Source organism: Curtobacterium sp. RIT-PI-V (genome assembly GCF_025642935.1).
GTDB lineage: Bacteria > Actinomycetota > Actinomycetes > Actinomycetales > Microbacteriaceae > Curtobacterium.
Map to the genome: position 1 here is coordinate 50,332 of NZ_JANZKM010000010.1, position 18,104 is coordinate 68,435.

Here is an 18,104-nt window from a genome sequence, read left to right on the forward strand (position 1 = left end):
CGGCCTCAGTTGATGCAGGTGCCCGCGGTGCCGTAGTTGTGCACGTCCGTCGACTTCGGCGCCGGCTCCTTGGTCGCCTGCTTGCTCGGCTTCGACCCCGAGCCGGTGTCGGCAGGCGTCGAGGCGGGTGCGCTCGGCGCGCTGGCGGCCTTCGGGGCCTTGCCGTCGGTCCCGAGCACGAGCGTGACGCCGGTGACGGCACCGGTCCGGACCGCGACGGCACCGGGCACGGCCGCCGCGACCGCCTTCGCCTGGGATTCCTGGCCGGCGGGGTACTGCACCTGCGTCGCCGTGGTGGGGTCCGAGGAACCGGCCGGTGCGACCTGGAACCCGCGGCTCGTCAGGACCTGACCCGCTGCGGCGGCGGCCCCCGTGACGCCGCTGCCGTTCAGCACGGTGACCGAGGTGTTCGCGGGCTGCGCGGCCGTGGCCTTCGTGTAGGTCTCTGGCTCGCCGACCAGTCCCTGCACGAAGGCGGGCAGCCCGACGGTGTCGATCTCGACGATCGACAGTGCGGAACCGTTCACGTAGATGGTCGGCGTGCCGAGGGTGGGGATCGTGGCGGACTGGATGTTGGCCGGCCGCAGGTTGCTCATCTGCGAGGCGAGGTCGAGCAGGTTCGTGTCCGTCTGGATCGAACCCCCGACCGCCTTCAGGATGTTGCCCATCTTGACCGGGTTGAGCAGTGTGCCCGCGGACGTGACCTTCCGGGCTTCCTGCGACAGGAAGTACTGCTGACGGACGTTGCGGTCCAGGTCGCCGTTCGGCAGACCGTGGCGCTGGCGGACGAACGACAGGGCCTGCTTGGCGTCCAGCGTGGACTTGCCGGCCGGCAGGTCGACGCCGGAGTACGGGTCGTTGGTCGCCTGGTTCAGGCAGACCTCGACCGGGCCGAGCTCCTTGACCACCTGGTAGAAACCGAGCAGCGAGACCCGGACGTAGTGGTCGATCTGCAGGCCGCTCAGGTTCTCGATGGTCTTGATGAGCATCTTCGCACCACCGGTGTCGCCACCGCCGTTGAGCGTGCCGTAGTAGAAGGCGCTGTTGAGCTTGCCCTTGCCGACGTCCGGGATGTCGACGTACGAGTCACGGGGGAACGAGATCATCGTCGCCTGCGAACCGTCGGCGTTGATGTGCAGCACGATCATCGTGTCGGTGTTCGTCGCCCCGCCGTCCGACTCGGTGCTCAGTTCGGCGAGCTGCTCGGGGGTGGCGTTGTCCGGCCGGTGGTCGTCGCCGACCAGCAGGATGTTCTGCGCCTTGCCGTCGACGTCGTTCTTCGTGTCCTTCTTGCCGGTGATCGCGTTGACGATCGTGACGCCGCCGGACAGCTGGTTGTAGGCGTAGGCCGCGTACCCGCCACTCAGCAGGACCGCCATCGTGAGCACGCCCGCGATCGCCGGGAACACCACGCCCGCTCGTCGCTTCTGGCGCCCGTGGCGCGGCGTCACGACACCGCGGCGCGCGGGGTCCGTCGTCTGCTCGGGTTCGTTGCTCACCGGGAAACCATAACCGGAGCGCGCGCAGGGGACATGGAATCCGCCTGGAAGGTCACCCCACAGCCCCTGCGACACCCGTCACGCGCAGCTCACTCGGCAGCGAGCCCCTGCTTGTGCGTCTCGCGTGCGCGGAGGACCGTCACGCCGGTGATCGCGGCGGCCGCCATCACGTAGAAGGCCGGCGCGAAGGTGTTGCCCGTCGCGCTGATCAACCACGTGGCGAAGTACGGCGTGATGCCGCCGAAGAGCGCCACGCTGATGTTGTACGCGATGCCCATCGACCCGTAGCGGATGGCGGTCGGGAACAGTTCGGCCATCGCCGCGCTCACCGCCCCGTCGAACGCCGCCATGAACAGGCCGAGCAGCACCATCGCGGCTGCGGCGGCCCAGAAGTTGCCGGCGTCCATGAGCATGAGCGTCGGGTAGGTGAGCACGAGGAACCCCGCGCAGCCGGCGAGCATGACGGGCTTCCGACCGATCTTGTCCGACAGCAGCCCGAAGAACGGCACGAGCCCGGCGATCACCAGGAAGCCGATGACGACGACGCCGTAGGACACGAGTGGCGAGTACCCGAGGTCGACCTGCAGGTACGAGGGCATGAAGGTCTGCAGGATCCAGTGCCCGACGGCCTTGAGGACGACGAACCCGACGCAGAAGAGCAGCGCCTTCCACCCCGTTCGGATCGAGCGTCGCAGGGGGTTCGCCGCCACCTCGCCCTTCGCCTTGAGCGCGCGGAACTCCGGGGTGTCCTCGAGCTTCGTGCGCAGGTACAGCCCGACCAGGCCGAGCGGCACGGCGATGAGGAACAGGACACGCCAGCCCCACGACTCGAGTGCTCCGTCCCCGGCGAGCGCCGTGAACAGGAAGACCAGGCCACCACCGACGATGAACGCCGCGAAGCCGAAGACGTCGATGAAGCTCGTCACGAAGCCGCGCCGGTTCGACGGCGCGTACTCGGCCAGGAGCGTCGTCGCCCCGGCACCCTCGCCACCGGCGGCGAAGCCCTGCACCAGCCGCACCACGACGAGCAGGATCGGCGCGAGCATCCCGACACTCTGGTACGTCGGCAGGATCCCCATCACGGCGGTCGCGCCACTCGTGATGAGGATGACCGTCGCCAGCGTGGTCTTCCGACCGACCCGGTCACCGAGCGATCCCCAGAACAGCCCGCCGAGCGGTCGCATCACGAAGCCGGCACCGAACACGGCGAAGGCCGACAGCAGTGCGACCTGCGGGTCGCCCTGCTTGAAGAAGTACAGCGAGATGACGGTCGCCAACGTGCCGTAGAGGCCGAAGTCGAACCACTCGACGAAGTGGCCGACGCCCGCGGCGACGATCACCTTCCGCATGCCCTGGCGGCGTGCGTCGTCGCCCAGGGCCGCCTGGACGTCGGGGGCGGTGGCGGCATCGACGCTGGGTTGCGTCCGGGTTCCGTCGCTCATGGGTGGGCCTCTCACTTCGTTGTCGAGAATTCGTTGACGATAGCACTCGTCGGGCACACATTGCCACACAGTGGGAAAGACACGCCACCGAGTGATACCGTTCCGACCATGCAATCCCGTGAACACCACCACGACGTCGTGGTCGTCGGTGGCGGTCTCGCCGGTGTCAGCGCGGCCGTCGCCGCCGCCCGCCTCGGCTCGAGCGTCGCCCTCGTCACCAACCGCCCGGTCCTCGGCGGCAACGCCTCGAGCGAGATCCGGGTGTGGGTGGTCGGCGCGACGGCGCACGGCACGCAGCGGTTCGCCCGCGAGACCGGGATCATGGGCGAACTCTTCCTCGAGAACCAGTTCCGGAACCCGCAGGGCAACGCGGTCTACTGGGACCAGGTGGTGCTCGACCTGGTCCGGGCCGAGCCGAACGTGCACCTCCACCTCAACACCGACGTCCGGACCGTGCAGACGGACGACGCCGGCGGCGCACCGCGCATCACCGCCGTCACGGGCTGGACCATGGGGTCCGAGATCGAGACGACCTTCACGGCACCGGTGTTCCTCGACTGCACGGGCGACGGCCTCGTCGGGGCCCTCGCCGGCGCCGAGTACCGCATCGGGCGCGAGGGCCGCGACGAGCACGGCGAAGCCTGGGCACCCGAGCAGGCGGACGACGAACTGCTCGGCAGCTCGATCTTCTTCTCGACGCACGACACCGGCCGGCACGACCGGTTCGTCCCGCCGTCGATCGCCGTCGACCTGGCCACGACGCCGATCCTGGCGAACCGAGCGATCCGGACCGGCGACAACGGCTGCAACTACTGGTGGATCGAGTGGGGCGGCGAACTCGACACCGTCGCCGAGAACGAACGCATCCGCGACGAGCTCTGGGGTGTCGTCTACGGCATCTGGGACCACATCAAGAACTCGGGGGCGTTCGACGCGGACACCCTGACGCTCGACTGGGTGGGTGCCATCCCCGGCAAGCGCGAGTACCGCCGGTTCGTCGGCGACCACACCCTGACGCAGCAGGACCTGCTCGAGCAGCGCTCGTTCCCCGACACGGTGGCGTTCGGCGGTTGGTCGATCGACCTGCACCCCGTCGAGGGCGTCTACGCCGAGACCGCCGGCGCCCAGCAGCGGTACACCGACGGCACCTACGACATCCCGTTCCGGTCGCTGTACTCGGCGAACGTGTCGAACCTGCTGTTCGCCGGCCGGGACATCTCGGCGTCGCACGTCGCGTTCGGGTCCACCCGGGTGATGGCCACATGCGCAGCCCAGGGGCAGGCGGCCGGCACCGCCGCGCACCTGGTCGCCCGGCACGGCACGACACCACGATCCCTCGGCACCGAGCAGATCGCCCTGCTGCAGCAGACCCTGCTGCACGAGGACGCACCGGTCATCGGCGTCCGCGCCGACGACCCAGCCGACCTGGCCCGTACCGCCCGCATCACCGCGAGCAGTGAGCTGACCACGATCGACACGACGCCGTTCGCGACCGCGGACCGCTTCGACCTGGACCGCGACGTCGCGGTCCTCCTGCCCGCCGACCCCGCGCTCGGCGAGTTCCGGCTCCGCACCGAGGCGGACGACGACACCGATCTCACCATCGAGCTCTGGACCACCGGCAGACCCCAGAACTACGCCCCGATCGACCACGTCAGCACCCACACCGCACACGTCGCCGCCGGACCGGACGAAGCGGTGGTCGATCTGGCCTTCCACCCGGACGAGTCGTGCAACGCGGTCGTCGTGGTCCGTCGGCAGCCCGGCGTCCGCCTGGTCCTGACCGACGGCCACCCCTACGGCGTGATGGCCCTGCGCGCCCGCACCGCCGACGACGAGCAGTTCGACGACCACATCCCCGAGGAGTCCGGACAGCCCGTGACGGACTGGGAGGCGCGCGCCCTGCGCGGACACGCGTTCGCGTTCACCGCAGCCGGCGAGACGGACGCGTGGCGGGCCTCCCGGGTCAGCGACGGCCACCAGCGCCCGTTCGGCGGACCGCACATGTGGTCGTCCGACGCGGGTGCCGGCGCAGCCGTGCTCTCGCTCGACTGGGCGGAGCCCGTCGACGTCCGCCAGGTGCGCATCGTCTGGAACGACGACGTCGACGCCGACCTCGTCAACCTGCACCACCACCGCACCCCCTGGGACGCCGTGCCCACACTCGTCCGCGACTACCGGATCGAGGCGTGCGTCGACGGGACCTGGCGGACGCTCGCCGCGGTCGACGCGAACCGGCACCGCCACCGCGTCCACGACGTCGATCCGGTGCGCACGGCCGCCCTGCGGGTCGTCGTGACCGCGACGAACGGATCCCCGTTCGTCACCGCGAGCGCCGTGAAGGTCTCCTGACGCGCGCCGGGACGGGCCAGAATGAGGGGATGGCAACCACCCCTCCGAACCAGAGCATCGAGCGAGCCGCAGCGGTCCTCGGTGCGCTCGGCGCGTCCGAGGGCGCGGTGCGCGCCTCTGACATCGCGCGGGCGATCGGACTGGGGACCTCGACCACCGGGCGGCTCCTGGCGACGCTCGAGTCGCTCGAGTACGTCCGACGCGACGCGGAGACCCAGGCCTACTCGGTCGGTCGGGCCGTGCTCGAGCTCGCCAGCCAGGGGCTCAACCACAACCCGGTGCACCGCGAGAGCCGCTCGGCGGCGCAGGAACTCGCGCAACGCGTCGGCCTGACCGCCAACGTCGGCGTGCAGGACGCCGCGTCGTGCATCTACCTCTGCCACTTCGAGGGGTCGCTCGCGCCGAAGTCGCACACGATGATCGGGATGCGGCAGCCGATGCACGCGTCCGCACTCGGCAAGGCGCTGATGCTCGACCTGTCGCCGGACGAGCGACGCTCGCTGCTCGGGGACGACCTGGCCCGGTACACCGACCACACGATCACGACGCACGACGCCCTGACGGCCGATCTCGCCGCCTCGTCGAAGCGCGGTTGGTGCGAGGAGAACCAGGAGCTGGCGCTCGGCCGGTTCTGCATCGCGGCACCGATCCGCAACGCCTCGGGGCGGATCGCGGCGGCGCTGTCGATCTCGGGGCGCCTGACGCAGCTGCGTGACCGCGACCTGGACTCCCTCGCCGAGGACCTCATCGAGGTCGCCGACCGCATCAGCGTCGGTCTCGGGATGATCAGCGCCGTCGCGCACTGACGCGCGCGTCGCGGCTCGCGACGCGCGTGACGGCGGACGGGAGGCCCGTGGCGGGATCGCCACGGGCCTCCCGTCCGTCTCCTGGTCGCGCGGGGCGACGGGGCGCTACGCGCGCGACGGCAGCAGGTGGATGGCCTCCATCGCGAGCTCGGCCGCGATCGGGTCCTTCGCGAGGACGGCTGCCTTGAGCTTCTCGATCTCGGGCAGGATCGCTTCGGGCGGCACGACCTCCGCGAGCTCCGGCACGCGGAGCTTGAACGCGAGTCCGTCGGTGGTCGACCGGCAGAGGTGCACGAGCGACGGGTTGCCGCAGGCGTCCGCCCACAGCGAGTAGAGGTCGGCGCCGTTGCGGAAGACGTCGGCCTGTCCGTCGGAGCCGATACGGGAGTGGGCGTCGTCGAGCATCTTCACGATCTTCTTGCGCTGCGGCTCCGTGAGGTTCGGCACGGCCAGGCGCACGACGCCGCCGTAGATGACGCCGAGCGTGCGGTAGGCGTCGAGGAGCTCGTCCTTCGTCGGGGCCGCCACGCGGGTGTAGCGGTTCGGTGCCATCTCGATCAGGCCGGCGCGGGCGAGTTCCGCGAGCGCCTCGCGGATCGGGGTGCGGGAGACCCCGAGCCACGCGATCAGGTCGTCGTCGTTGAGCCGTTCGCCGGGCTCCAGCGTGCCGTCCATGATCGCGTCGCGGATCTTGTCCTGCACGGTGTCACGGAGGAGTTTGCGCTCGGCGGCGGGCTGCGTCGAAGGAACTGGCATGCACCCAGCGTGTCACATGTGATGGTTCGCGCGCGAGAGGCGCGACGGCCACCAGGCCCGCCGACCGAGGTCGTACGCGATCGCCGGCACGAGCAGCGAACGGACGACGATCGTGTCGAGCAGGACGCCGAACGCCACGACGAACGCGATCTGCACGAGGAACAGGATCGGGATGACGCCGAGGGCCGCGAACGTCGCCGCGAGCACCACCCCCGCCGAGGTGATCACGCCGCCGGTGACCCCGAGTCCGCGCAGGACCCCCTCGTGCGGACCGTGCCGCAGCGCCTCTTCTCGCACCCGGGTCATGAGGAAGATGTTGTAGTCCACCCCGAGCGCGACGAGGAACACGAACGAGTACAGCGGCACGCTCGGGTCCGCACCGGGGAAGTGGAACACGTGGTCGAACACGAGCGCTCCGACGCCGAGGGCTGCGGCGAACGACACGATCACGCTGCCGATGAGCACGAGCGGGGCGACGACGCTGCGGAGCAGGAGCATCAGGATGAGCAGGATCACGACCAGCACCACGGGGATGATCAGCGTGCGGTCGCGGATCCCGGTGTCGTTCGTGTCGACGGCCGTCGCGGTGACGCCGCCGACGAGCGCGCCGGGATCGACCCGTTCGACGGCCGTGCGGAGGTCGCGGACCGTCTGTTCGGCGGCGTCGGAGTCGGCCGGGTCGGACAAGGTCGCCTCGAGCAGCACGTCCCCGCGCGACACCGTCGGAGCGGCAGCGCCGCTCGATGCCGAGTCGCCCGCAACGCGCACCGTGCCGGACGGGGCGTCCTTCGCGGCGGCGACGACGCCGTCGACGCCGTCGACCCCGGTGACGGCGTCGACGAGTGCGTCGAGGTCGCGCTCCGACCCGATGACCTGCGCCGGGCTGCCGGAGCCGCCGGGGAAGTGGTCGGCCAGGACGTCCTGGCCGTCGCGTGCCTGCGCGGCCCCGATGACCAGGTCGCTCTGCGGGACCCCGTCGGCCTTGAGCCCGACCAGGCCCGTGCCCATCGCGAGCAGCCCGACCGTGCAGACGATCCACACCACCCGGGAACGCCTGGCGACGAGCCGACCGACGCGGGCCCAGACACCGCGGGCGTCCGGCCCGGTGAGCACCGGGTGGGCGCTGCCGTACGCGGGACGGAGCGGCCAGAACGCAGCACGACGGAACGCGAGCAGCAGGGCGGGCAGCAGCGACAGGGCGGCGAGCAGGCTGAACGCGATGCCGATCGCCGCGACGGGGCCGAGCGCCTTGTTCGAGTTGAGGTCGGAGAGCAGCAGGCAGAGCACACCCACGATGACGGTGCCGCCCGAGGCCAGGATCGGCTCGAGGCTCCCCCGCAGGGCCGCCTTCGTCGAACCCCAGCCGGTGCGGTGGTCGCGCAGCGCCTCGCGGAAGCGCGCCGTGTAGAGCAGCGCGTAGTCCGTCGCGGCACCGATCACCAGGATCGACAGGATCCCCTGCACCTGGCCGTTCACGGTGACGACGTCGGCCTTGGCGAGCCACCACACCACGAGGATCGAGGCGCACAGGGCGAACGTCGCGGTGCCGAGCACGAGGATCGGCAGCAGCGGTGAGCGGTAGACGATGATCAGGATCACGAAGACCGCGGCGAGCGCCACCCCGAGCAGCAGGCCGTCGATGCCGGCGAACGCCTCGGTCAGGTCGGCGGTGAACCCGGCCGGTCCGGTGACGTACCCGCTGACACCGCTGGGCAGGGCGTCGTCGACGTCGGCGCGGATCGCCTCGACCGCGTCACCGGTGTCGGCTGCCGTGGTGAGGGTCGCGACGATCTCCACCGCGTCGCCGTCCTCGCTCGGGATCACCGGGCTGACGGCTTCGACGTCGTCGCGGTCACCGAGCTGGGTCGCGAGGTCCTTCGCCGCGGTCAGGTCGGACGACGACATGCCGCCGTCGCGCTCGAGCACGATGATCGCGGGTGCGCCCGACTCCTGCCGGAACTCCGACGACCGCTCCTGCACCTTCGTGGCGTCGGCCGACGCCGGCAGGAACGAGGTCTGGTCGTTCGTGGACACCTCGGAGATCTTGCCGAAGTACGGACCACCGACGGAGGCGATCGCGAGCCAGACCACGATGACGAGCGCGGGGAGGACGATGCGGAGGAAGCGGGACACGACGGTGAGCGTACACCGGTCGTCAGCATGCTGATTACTAGACGGTCGCGAAGACACTGCGAAGCCGCCTGCGGGCCGACTGCGACAGCCGTCGACCGTAGACTGCGCCCATGGACGACACGACCGAGCAGTGGCCCCTCGGCCGGCTACTGTCGGCCGCGGCGCGCTCGGTCGAACGGGACTGGGACGAACGCCTCCGCGCCATCGGGCTGCCGCACGCCGCCCTCATCGCGGTCGACATCCTGATCCGCACGGGCCCCACCGGCGCCGACACGATCGCCCGCACGGCACGGGTGCAACCGCAGACGATGTCACGGACCCTCGAGCGCATGGAGCGGGACGGCCTCGTCGAGCGCACCCCGCACCCCGACGACCGACGCCGGCGCCTCGTGACCGTGACGGATCACGGGCGCCGAGCGTGGGAGACCGCTCGGCACATCGAGCGCGAGGTCCTGCCGGACGATCCAGCGCTGCGGACGGCGCTGACGGAACTGCTCGGGAAGTCGCGTCGGCCGACCAACTGACACGCTGTACCTGAAATACTACACGCGGTACGATGGGGTGGTCGGTTGCACGCCGACGCGAACCCGTTGGAGTCCCGCATGTCCGAACGACGGGCGGCCCGCCTGGCCGCCGAAACCGCCGCACGCAGCGAGCGCCGCCCCCGACGCCGACGCCCGTTCCTCGTGGCGCTCATCGCGACGATCGGCTCGCTGGTCGGCATCGCCGCGGTGATCGCGATCGTCGCGAGTGTCTTCGTCGGCAACATCGCGCGGAGCTACGACACCCACACGGAGACGATCCCCGACGCTCTCCCGGAGGGCGATCGCCCCGCTGCGACCGACGGCGCGGAGAACATCCTGCTCGTCGGCTCGGACCGTCGCACGAAGGACGACCCGGACGTCGGCAACGCTTCGGGCGGACGATCCGACGTCCTGATGCTCGCGCACGTCCCCGCCGACCGCAGGGTCGTGTACCTGATGTCGATCATGCGCGACTCGTGGGTCGACGTCCCCGGACACGGGCGCGCGAAGATCAACGCCGCGTACGCCTGGGGCGGCATCCCACTCACCGTGCAGACGGTCGAACAGCTGCTCGACGTCCGGGTCGACCACGTCGCCGAGATCGGGTTCGGCGGTTTCAAGGGCATGACCGACGCACTCGGTGGCGTGACGGTCGACTCCTCTCGAGCCTTCGACGCGGGCGGCCACGACTTCGTCGCCGGGGCGAACCGGCTCGACGGTGACGCTGCGCTGGCCTTCGTCCGCGAGCGGTACTCCTTCGCCGATGCCGACCACACCCGCGTCCGGAATCAGCAGGCGTTCATGCGGGGCATCGCACAGGGGCTGTTCTCGCGGGGCACGATCACGAGCCCCAGACGCATCCAGGACTTCGTCACCGCCACGAGCAAGCACCTCGCGGTCGACCCGGGGCTGACGTTCCCGACCCTGGTCGACCTCGGGTGGTCCCTCCGCGATCTCCGGCCCGACGACCTCAAGACCTTCACCGTGCCGACAGCCGGATCGGGGACCGCGCCGGACGGGCAGTCCTACGTCACGCTGAACGACCTTCAGGTGCGCTCGCTGTCGCAAGCGCTCCGCTCCGACGACGTCGCGAGCTGGCTGGCGGACGAGCCGCAGTAGCCCAGGACAGCACGACGCCCCGCGACCGAGGTCGCGGGGCGTCGTCGTGTCCGTCCGGTGGAACGATCAGGCGGGGAGCTGCAGCTCCTGGCCCGAGTAGATGAGGTTCGCGTCGTCGATCGTCGACGTGTTCGCGGCCCACAGCTTGTTCCAGCCACCGTCGATCTTGAGCTTGGTGGCGATGCTGTCGAGCGTGTCGCCCGAGGCGATCGTGTACGTCTTGCCGCTCGTCTTCACGGCGGCGGGCTTGCTCGGCGCGGTGGCTGCCGGGGCGGCCTCCTGCGTGGGTGCCGGAGCCTGCGTGCTCGGCGCGGCCTGCTCGGGGGCAGCGGGGGCCGGTGCGGCCTGCTGCGTCGGGGCCGGAGCAGCAGCGGCTGCCGGAGCCGGGGCAGCGGCGGCCGGTGCGGCACCGCTCGTGCCGCTCAGTCCGAGCTGGGCCGAGCAGGCGGGCCAGGCGCCCCAGCCCTGCGTGGCGAGGACACGCTCGGCGACGGCGATCTGGGCTTCGCGGCTCGCGCCGGCAGGGCTGCCGACGCCGCCGTTCGCCTGCCAGGTGCCGAGGTTGAACTGCAGGCCGCCGTAGTAGCCGTTGCCGGTGTTGATGGCCCAGTTGCCGCCGGACTCGCACTGCGCGAGGGCGTCCCAGGTCGAGCCGGACGCAGCGTTCGCGGGGGTTGCCGCGAGGCCGACACCGGTCGCGGCGATGCCGGCGAACGCGAGGCCGCCGACGATGGTGCGGGTACGGGAAAGCTTCTTCATGTGATTGCTCCACCGGGGTCACGAGCCGCTTCGAACGCGGAATCCACTGCCCACCCCGACCGATCGCGGTCAGTTGTGGGGTGCGCCACCGGGGGCAGTGGTCATCGGGCCGGCGGCACCTCGGTCGGCAACCATAGGAAACTCTTCACCGTTATCAAACCGAGACAAACGGTTCTACCCGTTGGTGCTATGTACCCCGCACTCGAACCTGTACGCCTCGATGCCCATGGCCATGGTCATCGACCCGTACCCGGGTACGTCACCTTGGCAATTCCCTGGCAATGACGGCCAGGAGGCCCGGATCACGCCCGCGACAGCAGCGTGACGGCCTCGAGATGGCCGGTCTGGGGGAACATGTCGAGCACGCGCGCGCGGCGCAGCCGGAACGACGGCATGCGTGCGAGGTCCTTCGCCAGGGTCACCGGGTTGCAGCTCGAGTAGACGACGTGCTGCACGTCGGACGCCTCGAGCCAGGTCGACAGCGCCTCCCCGATCCCGCGACGTGGCGGGTTCACCAGGACGAGCTCGGGCACCGTGTCGGGTCGGGCGCGCAGTGCGTGCTCGGTGGCGTCGTCGGCGGCGAACCGGAGCCCCTCGAGCCCGGCCTCGCGCGCGGACTGCTTCGCCGACCGGATCGCCTCGGCACTGGTCTCGATGCCGGTCACCGCTCGGCCAGGTCGCGCAGCGTGCAGGGCGAACCCACCCACGCCGCAGTAGAGGTCCCACATCGACGCCGGGTCGAGCTCGTCGATCCACGCCGAGGCCTGCGCGTACAGCTCGGTGGCGACGACGGTGTTGGTCTGGAAGAAGCTCTGCGGCCGCAGGTGCATCGTGATCCCGCCCAGGCGCATCGGCAGCGTCTCCTGCTCGGTGAGCACGATCTCCCGGTCGCCCTCGGTCACGGCCTTGTGCTCGGGCAGCAGGTTCGCCGTGACGACCACCACGTTCGGAAGGGCGTCGCGCAGCACGTCGAGGTACTGCCGGATCCGAGCCACCTGCCCTTCGGACCGCAGGACGAACCGCACCATGAGTTCGCCGTCGGGCGACTCGGTGACCAGGACGTACTTCAGCTCGCCGCGTCGGGCAGCGACGTCGTACGGGATCAGCCCCGCGGTCTGGACGAACTCGGCGAGCAGGGGCAGCGCGTGTCGGATGCCGGGCGTGCAGATCCCGCAGTGCCGCAGGTCGACGCCGCGCTGCCGGTGGTCGAGGATGCCGACGGTCGGGTGCTCGGTCGAGCCGCCGACCACCATCTTCGCCTTGTTCCGGTAGCCGGACTCGGGGCTCGTGATCGCCGGTGACCACGTGACGGCTCCGGGGCCACCAGCCGCCTCGACGGCGTCGTGCAGGAGCTCGCGGGTGCGGAGCTCCTTGTCGAGGACCTGGTCGGCGTAGGGCTGTCCCATGAGCGTGCAGGACCGGCACACCCCGCGGTCGAAGTAGTCGCACTGCATGGCCGAGTCAGGATACGGCAGCGTCCCGCGTCGTCGTGGCGATCCGGTACACCGACGTCGTCGCCGTCAGGAACAGCGTCGTGCCGTCGTCTCCGCCGAAGCACAGGTTCGACGTCACCTCGGGGACGGCCACCTCGCCGATCCGCTCGCCGGAGGGGTCGAACACCACGACGCCGCGGTGCGACGAGGACCACACGTTGCCGTGCACGTCGACCCGGATGCCGTCCGGTGCGCCCTCGCCCGGCTCGAGTCGCGCGAACACCCGCCCGTTCTTGAGCAGGTCGCCGCCGTCACCGCGGCGGTCGTAGGCGCGGATGACCGGTACGTCCCCCGATGAGCTCGCGATGTAGAGGACCTGCTCGGACGGGTCGAAGGCCAGGCCGTTCGGCTCGTCGACGTCGGTCGCGACGGGGCGCAGGTCCTCACCGGACGGTCCGCACCGGAACGTCCAGTGGTCGCCGTACTCGCGCACGCCCGGGTGCCCTTCGCGCGGCTGGGTGATGCCGTAGGCCGGGTCGGTGAACCACACGCTGCCGTCCCGGGCGACGACGACGTCGTTCGGCGAGTTGAACCGCCCGCCGGCCCAGGCGTCGACGATCGGCGTGACGACACCGTCGCGGTCCCGCTCCACCCGCCGGAGCCCGTGCGAGCACTGGACGACGCCGCCGTCGCGGTCGAGGGTCCGGCCGTTGGTGAACTCGACGCCCTCGGCGTACGTGGAGGTCTTGCCGGAGTCGGCGTGCCACTGCAGGATCCGGTCGCCGGGGATGTCCGACCAGCGCAGGGTGCGGGACGACGGGATCCAGCAGGGTCCCTCCGCCCAGGTGCTGCCGGTGGCGATGCGCTCGAGCGCGTCAGGGTCGGGCACGAGGTCGTCGAGCAGCACGGGTTCTCCTTCGAACGGTGTACCCACACTACGTTCGTCAGGCCGCGGCCGCCGCCTCGCTTCGTCGTCGCACGGCCTTCTCGATCGCCGAGATCGCGAGGCCGAGCAGGATCGACGCCACGACTGCGAGGGTCGTGACGAGGAAGGGCTGCTCGCGGCTCCAGCGCCCGGTGGCCGCCGCGATGCCGACGCAGTACGCGGCCCACACGACGTCGGCGAGCACGCAGCTGACCAGGAACCGCCGGACGTCGAGCCCGCTGTCCGCGCCGACCAGGTTGGTCGTCAGCCGGCCCATCGGGATGAAGCGTCCGAGGACCGCGACGCGCCCGGGAGCGGCACGGTAGCGGCCGTCGATGGCGTCCCGGGCCCTGCGGACCTTCGGACGCGCGAACCACGACCTCGAGCCGAGGTCGACCGAGCGCGCCAGGTGGTACAGCCCGAGGTCGCCGATGACCATGCCGATCGCGGCCGCGACGACGAGGACGAGGACCGGCAGGAGACCGCCGTCACCACCCACCAGGAGCGTGCCGACCGCGACGACGAGCGCCTGGCTGGGGAGGAAGACCGCGACACTGCCGACGGCGAGCACGAGGCCGACCACGACGAACGTCCACGGGGTGCCGATGAGCTGGACGACCAGGTCCTGTGCTGCGTCCACGCTCACCCTCCTCGAGCGCCGGAGGAGCGCACCGGACTCCATCTTCCCAGGTCCGAGGCGCTCCGCTCACGTGCGGTCGACGATCGCCCGCATCGTCGAGGCCGCCTCGTCCGGGCGACCGTCGAGGACGGCATCGGCGAGCGCGAGGTGGAGGCCGACGTCGTGCCGGTCCGGGCGGATGCTCCCGCGTTCGCGCAGCACCTGGCCGACCACCTGGTGCAGCCGTCGGTACAGCGCGTTGCCGGACAGGTCGAGCACGAGCGCGTGGAACCGCACGTCGGCGGCCACGAAGTCGAGGCGGTCGTCGCGGGTCGCGGCAGCGGCGAGTTCGTCCGCGGTGGTGCGGAGCGCCTCCCGTCGGTCCGCGCACGCGTCGAGCGGCGCCCGCCGGGCTGCTGCGGCAGCTGCGGCGGGTTCGACCGCCGCGCGGAGTTCGCGGAGCTCGATCGCCACACGGTCACCGTCCGGGCCCCGGAGGCGCCACCGCACCACGCGCGGGTCCAGGACGTCCCACTCCCGCACGCCGAGGACGGTCACGCCGACCCGGCGCCGCGCGGTGACCAGGCCGAGGGCGACGAGGACGCGGACGGCCTCGCGGACGATGCTGCGACTGGCCCCCGTCGACGCCACCAGGTCGTCGATGCTCCGGCGGCTGCCCACGGCGATGGCGCCGGAGACGACGGCGGCACCGATCTGGTCGAGGACGCGGTCGAACGTGCTGGTCACCGCTGGGACACCGGGCTGACCACGAGTTCGTCGACGCGCATGTACGACGGCGCCTCGAGCACGAACGACACCGCCCTGGCGATGTCCTCCGGCTGCAGCATCACCGATCGTGCGGCGGCGTCGGGCACCGTGGGCCGCTGGTCGAGGAAGTCGGTCGCGACGTCACCGGGGCACAGGTGCGTCGCCCGGACCCCGTGGTGCGCCTCCTGCTGGTTGAGACTCCGGACGACCGAACCGAGCGCGGTCTTCGAGGCGGAGTACGCGACGCCGGCGCCGGGCTGGAAGGACCACCCGGCGTAGGACGACACCACGACGACCACGCCGCCGGACTCGCGCAGCGCAGGCAGTGCGGCGTCGACGACCGTGACCACCGCGGTGAGGTTCGTGTCGACGATCGCGCGGAAGTCCGGCAACGACTGGTCGTCCCACCGGCGGCGCGGCGCGTTCAGCCCGGCGGCGAGCACGACCGCGTCGAGTCGTCCGAACCGCTCGAGCACGGCGTCCCGCGCAGACGCGACGGCAGCGGGATCGGCAGCGTCGAGGGGCAGGACCTCAGCCGTGCCGCCGGCGGCCGTGATCGTCGCCGCGACCTGCTCGAGCCGCTCCACGCGCCGCCCGCTGAGGACCACCGTCCACCCGTCGCGCGCAGCGGCCTCGGCACTCGCGGCCCCCATTCCGCTGCCGCCGCCGGTGACCCAGAGCACACGCTGATCCGTCATGCTCGAATAGTATGCCTATTGCGGTCACCGATGATCCGCACCGACGACAGGAGCAACGATGCACCTCGACCTGACCGACCGTGTGGTGGTCGTGACCGGCGCAGCACGCGGGATCGGACGCACGCTCGCCGATCGCTTCGCTGCCGAGGGCTGCCGCGTCGTCGCCCTCGACCTGGCCTTCGAGCCCGACTTCCCGCTCGACCACGTCGTGTGCAACGTCGCCGACCCCGAGTCGGTCCGGGCCGCCGTCGACGAGGTCGTCGCCCGCCACGGCACGATCGACGTGCTCGTGAACAACGCCGGCATCAACGTCGAGGGCACCGTCGCCGAGTTGCAGTGGGACGCCTGGCGCCGGTCCATGGACGTCAACCTCGGGGGCACCTTCCTGATGAGCCAGGCCGTCGCGCCGGTGATGCAGGCCGCGGGCCGGGGGCGGATCATCAACGCCGCCTCGTTCGCCGCGATCATCCCGAGTGTCGGCAGCGCTGCCTACGCGGCGTCCAAGGCCGCGGTCGTCTCGTTCACCCGGGTGCTGGCGTCGGAGCTCGGCCCGTGGGGCATCACCGTCAACGCGTACGCGCCGGGCATGGTCCCGACGGCGATGAACGGCTTCGCGACCATGCCGACCGAGGCCCAGGACCGCCTGCTCGACACCCTGTCGCTGCGCCGGTGGGAGACCGCGGACGACGTCGCCGACCTGCTCGTCTTCGTGGCGAGCGACGCCTCGGGCTACATCACCGGCACCCTGCTCGACGTCTCCGGCGGCAAGCTCGCGACGCAGATCCCGGCACGCGCACACGGCCGCTGAGGGTTCAGCGCAGCATCCGCTCCAGGAGCGCGCGCAGCTGCCGCCGGTCCCGCTCCGGCAACCGAGCGGTGAGCGGCAGCAGTGCATCGCGGATCGCGCCCTCGAGCGAGCGCGCCACCTCGAGACCGGCGTCGGTGATCACGACGTCCACCGCACGGGCGTCGTCTGCGTTCGGCTGCCGTGCGAGCAACCCCTTCTTCTCCGCGCGCGCCACCAACCCGGTCATCGTCGACTTCTCGAGCCCCAGGTACTGCGCCAGGTCACCGATCCGCAGACGACGGTCACGCAGGATCGCGAGGACCCGCAGCTGCGTCAGTGACAGCCCCGCATCGGCCGCGAGCCCGGTCAGCGGGCCCATCGTCCGGAACGCGGCCTCGCCCAGGGCATCGACGAGCTGCTCGTCCTCGGTCATCTCCTGCACGGCTCCAGCGTAGTTGACGAACTTCGTGATGCGAACTACTTTGTTCGTAACACGAAGCAAATGGAGGACACCATGCACGCAGCAGTCGTCACCGAGTTCGGCCACGTCCCGACCTGGCAGGAGTTCGACGAACCGGCTCCCGGACCCGGCGAGGTCGTCGTCGACGTCGTCGCGGCCGGGCTCCACCCGCGGGTCCGGTCGCAGGCCGACGGTTCGCACTACACGAGCGAGGGCGCGCTCCCCCTGGTCCCAGGCGTCGACGGCGTCGCCCGGTTCCCCGACGGCACGCTCCGCTACGTCGCCGTCGCGAGCGACACCCGCGGCACCATGGCCGAGCGCGTCGCGGTCGACCCGCGGGCGAGCGTCGTCCTGTCCGACGGTGCCGACCCGGTCACCGTGGCCGCCGGCGTGAACCCGGTGCTGTCGTCGTGGGTGGCCCTGCGCCGGCGGATCGACTTCGCCCCGGGCAGCCGCGTCCTCGTGCTCGGCGCGACCGGGGCCTCGGGCACTGTGGCGGTGCAGGTGGCGAAGCACCTCGGTGCCGCACAGGTCGTCGCGAGCGGGCGCAACCCGGAGCGGCTGGCGGCGCTCACCGCCCTCGGCGCCGACGTCGTGCTGCCGTTGACCGACGTCGACGCCCTCGGTGCAGCGGCAGCCGACGTGGACGTCGTCATCGACTACGTCTGGGGCCAGCCCGCGGCCGACGTGATGCGGGCCGTCGTCACCGCCCGCACCGACCCGGGCCGCCGACTCGACTGGATCGCGATCGGCTCCACCGCGGGACACGAGGCGACGATCCCGTCCGCTGCTCTGCGCGCCTCGGGCCTGACGATCGTCGGCAGCGGGCAGGGCTCGGTCGGCCGCGCCGGGTTCGTCGCCGAGCTGCCGGGCATCGTCGGTGCGATCGCGGACGGCACCGTCCGGGCGGACGCGACGGCCGTGCGGTTGGCGGACGTCGAGGCGACGTGGGCCGGACAGCCCGCCGGGAGCACGGGCAGAGTGGTGTTCACAGTGTGAACCGAGCGCGGGCAGGCTGTCCGGT

Annotated in this window: 17 protein-coding genes; 6 read left to right on the forward strand and 11 right to left on the reverse strand. The window is 71.3% G+C overall.

Annotation, left to right across the window (positions count from 1 at the left end; translation table 11 throughout):
* Positions 1-5: 5 nt before the first annotated feature.
* Together OGL88_RS08335 and OGL88_RS08340 are read right to left on the reverse strand one after the other, a co-directional pair.
* Positions 6-1,499 (reverse strand): LCP family protein, encoded by a 1,494-nt coding sequence (locus OGL88_RS08335; protein ID WP_263091145.1) that lies wholly within the window; start codon positions 1,497-1,499, stop codon positions 6-8.
* 89 nt (positions 1,500-1,588) lie between these two features.
* Entirely contained in the window at positions 1,589-2,941 is a 1,353-nt protein-coding gene (locus OGL88_RS08340) for an MFS transporter (protein WP_263091146.1), read from the reverse strand.
* A gap of 108 nt (positions 2,942-3,049) precedes the next feature.
* Here OGL88_RS08340 and OGL88_RS08345 point away from each other — a divergent pair, with 108 nt between their 5' ends.
* Complete coding sequence (locus tag OGL88_RS08345) at positions 3,050-5,293, forward strand: FAD-dependent oxidoreductase (RefSeq protein WP_263091149.1); 2,244 nt, start codon at positions 3,050-3,052, stop codon at positions 5,291-5,293.
* A gap of 29 nt (positions 5,294-5,322) precedes the next feature.
* On the forward strand, positions 5,323-6,099 hold the full coding sequence (locus tag OGL88_RS08350; RefSeq protein WP_263091151.1) for an IclR family transcriptional regulator: 777 nt from the start codon (positions 5,323-5,325) through the stop codon (positions 6,097-6,099).
* A 105-nt stretch (positions 6,100-6,204) separates the two neighbouring features.
* Here OGL88_RS08350 and OGL88_RS08355 read toward each other — a convergent pair whose 3' ends face one another.
* Together OGL88_RS08355 and OGL88_RS08360 are read right to left on the reverse strand one after the other, a co-directional pair.
* A complete protein-coding gene (locus tag OGL88_RS08355; protein WP_263091152.1) occupies positions 6,205-6,855 on the reverse strand; it encodes a GntR family transcriptional regulator in 651 nt (216 codons plus the stop codon).
* 12 nt (positions 6,856-6,867) lie between these two features.
* Complete coding sequence (locus OGL88_RS08360; RefSeq protein ID WP_263091153.1) at positions 6,868-8,988, reverse strand: MMPL family transporter; 2,121 nt, start codon at positions 8,986-8,988, stop codon at positions 6,868-6,870.
* Positions 8,989-9,098: 110 nt separating this feature from the next.
* Here OGL88_RS08360 and OGL88_RS08365 point away from each other — a divergent pair, with 110 nt between their 5' ends.
* Entirely contained in the window at positions 9,099-9,512 is a 414-nt protein-coding gene (locus tag OGL88_RS08365; protein ID WP_194648946.1) for a MarR family winged helix-turn-helix transcriptional regulator, read from the forward strand.
* 78 nt (positions 9,513-9,590) lie between these two features.
* Entirely contained in the window at positions 9,591-10,631 is a 1,041-nt protein-coding gene (locus tag OGL88_RS08370) for an LCP family protein (RefSeq protein WP_263091155.1), read from the forward strand.
* A 66-nt stretch (positions 10,632-10,697) separates the two neighbouring features.
* Here the strand turns inward: OGL88_RS08370 and OGL88_RS17795 are convergent, their stop codons facing one another.
* From OGL88_RS17795 to OGL88_RS08405, 6 genes are all read right to left on the reverse strand, one after another.
* Positions 10,698-11,390: a LysM peptidoglycan-binding domain-containing protein gene (locus OGL88_RS17795; protein ID WP_276583056.1), complete on the reverse strand. Its 693-nt coding sequence runs from the start codon at positions 11,388-11,390 to the stop codon at positions 10,698-10,700.
* 302 nt (positions 11,391-11,692) lie between these two features.
* Positions 11,693-12,844 (reverse strand): 23S rRNA (uracil(747)-C(5))-methyltransferase RlmC, encoded by a 1,152-nt coding sequence (rlmC, locus tag OGL88_RS08385; protein ID WP_263091157.1) that lies wholly within the window; start codon positions 12,842-12,844, stop codon positions 11,693-11,695.
* A gap of 7 nt (positions 12,845-12,851) precedes the next feature.
* Positions 12,852-13,727 carry an SMP-30/gluconolactonase/LRE family protein gene (locus OGL88_RS08390; protein ID WP_276583074.1) on the reverse strand — a complete coding sequence of 292 codons (876 nt, stop codon included), beginning with the start codon at positions 13,725-13,727 and terminating at the stop codon, positions 12,852-12,854.
* A gap of 40 nt (positions 13,728-13,767) precedes the next feature.
* Positions 13,768-14,388, reverse strand: a complete 621-nt coding sequence (locus OGL88_RS08395) for a DedA family protein (RefSeq protein ID WP_263091160.1) — start codon at positions 14,386-14,388, stop codon at positions 13,768-13,770.
* A 66-nt stretch (positions 14,389-14,454) separates the two neighbouring features.
* The gene (locus OGL88_RS08400) at positions 14,455-15,114 is read right to left on the reverse strand and encodes a FadR/GntR family transcriptional regulator (RefSeq protein WP_263091162.1); all 660 of its coding nucleotides are present in this window, start codon (positions 15,112-15,114) and stop codon (positions 14,455-14,457) included.
* Positions 15,111-15,833, reverse strand: coding sequence for an SDR family oxidoreductase (locus OGL88_RS08405; RefSeq protein WP_263091163.1), 723 nt, complete (start codon positions 15,831-15,833; stop codon positions 15,111-15,113). Before OGL88_RS08405 ends, OGL88_RS08400 begins: the two co-directional genes overlap by 4 nt.
* Before the next feature lie 58 nt (positions 15,834-15,891).
* Here OGL88_RS08405 and OGL88_RS08410 point away from each other — a divergent pair, with 58 nt between their 5' ends.
* Positions 15,892-16,641 (forward strand): SDR family NAD(P)-dependent oxidoreductase, encoded by a 750-nt coding sequence (locus OGL88_RS08410; RefSeq protein ID WP_263091164.1) that lies wholly within the window; start codon positions 15,892-15,894, stop codon positions 16,639-16,641.
* A 4-nt stretch (positions 16,642-16,645) separates the two neighbouring features.
* Here OGL88_RS08410 and OGL88_RS08415 read toward each other — a convergent pair whose 3' ends face one another.
* The gene (locus OGL88_RS08415; RefSeq protein WP_111085883.1) at positions 16,646-17,053 is read right to left on the reverse strand and encodes a MarR family winged helix-turn-helix transcriptional regulator; all 408 of its coding nucleotides are present in this window, start codon (positions 17,051-17,053) and stop codon (positions 16,646-16,648) included.
* 81 nt (positions 17,054-17,134) lie between these two features.
* Here OGL88_RS08415 and OGL88_RS08420 point away from each other — a divergent pair, with 81 nt between their 5' ends.
* Positions 17,135-18,079: a quinone oxidoreductase family protein gene (locus tag OGL88_RS08420; RefSeq protein WP_263091165.1), complete on the forward strand. Its 945-nt coding sequence runs from the start codon at positions 17,135-17,137 to the stop codon at positions 18,077-18,079.
* Positions 18,080-18,104: the final 25 nt, after the last annotated feature.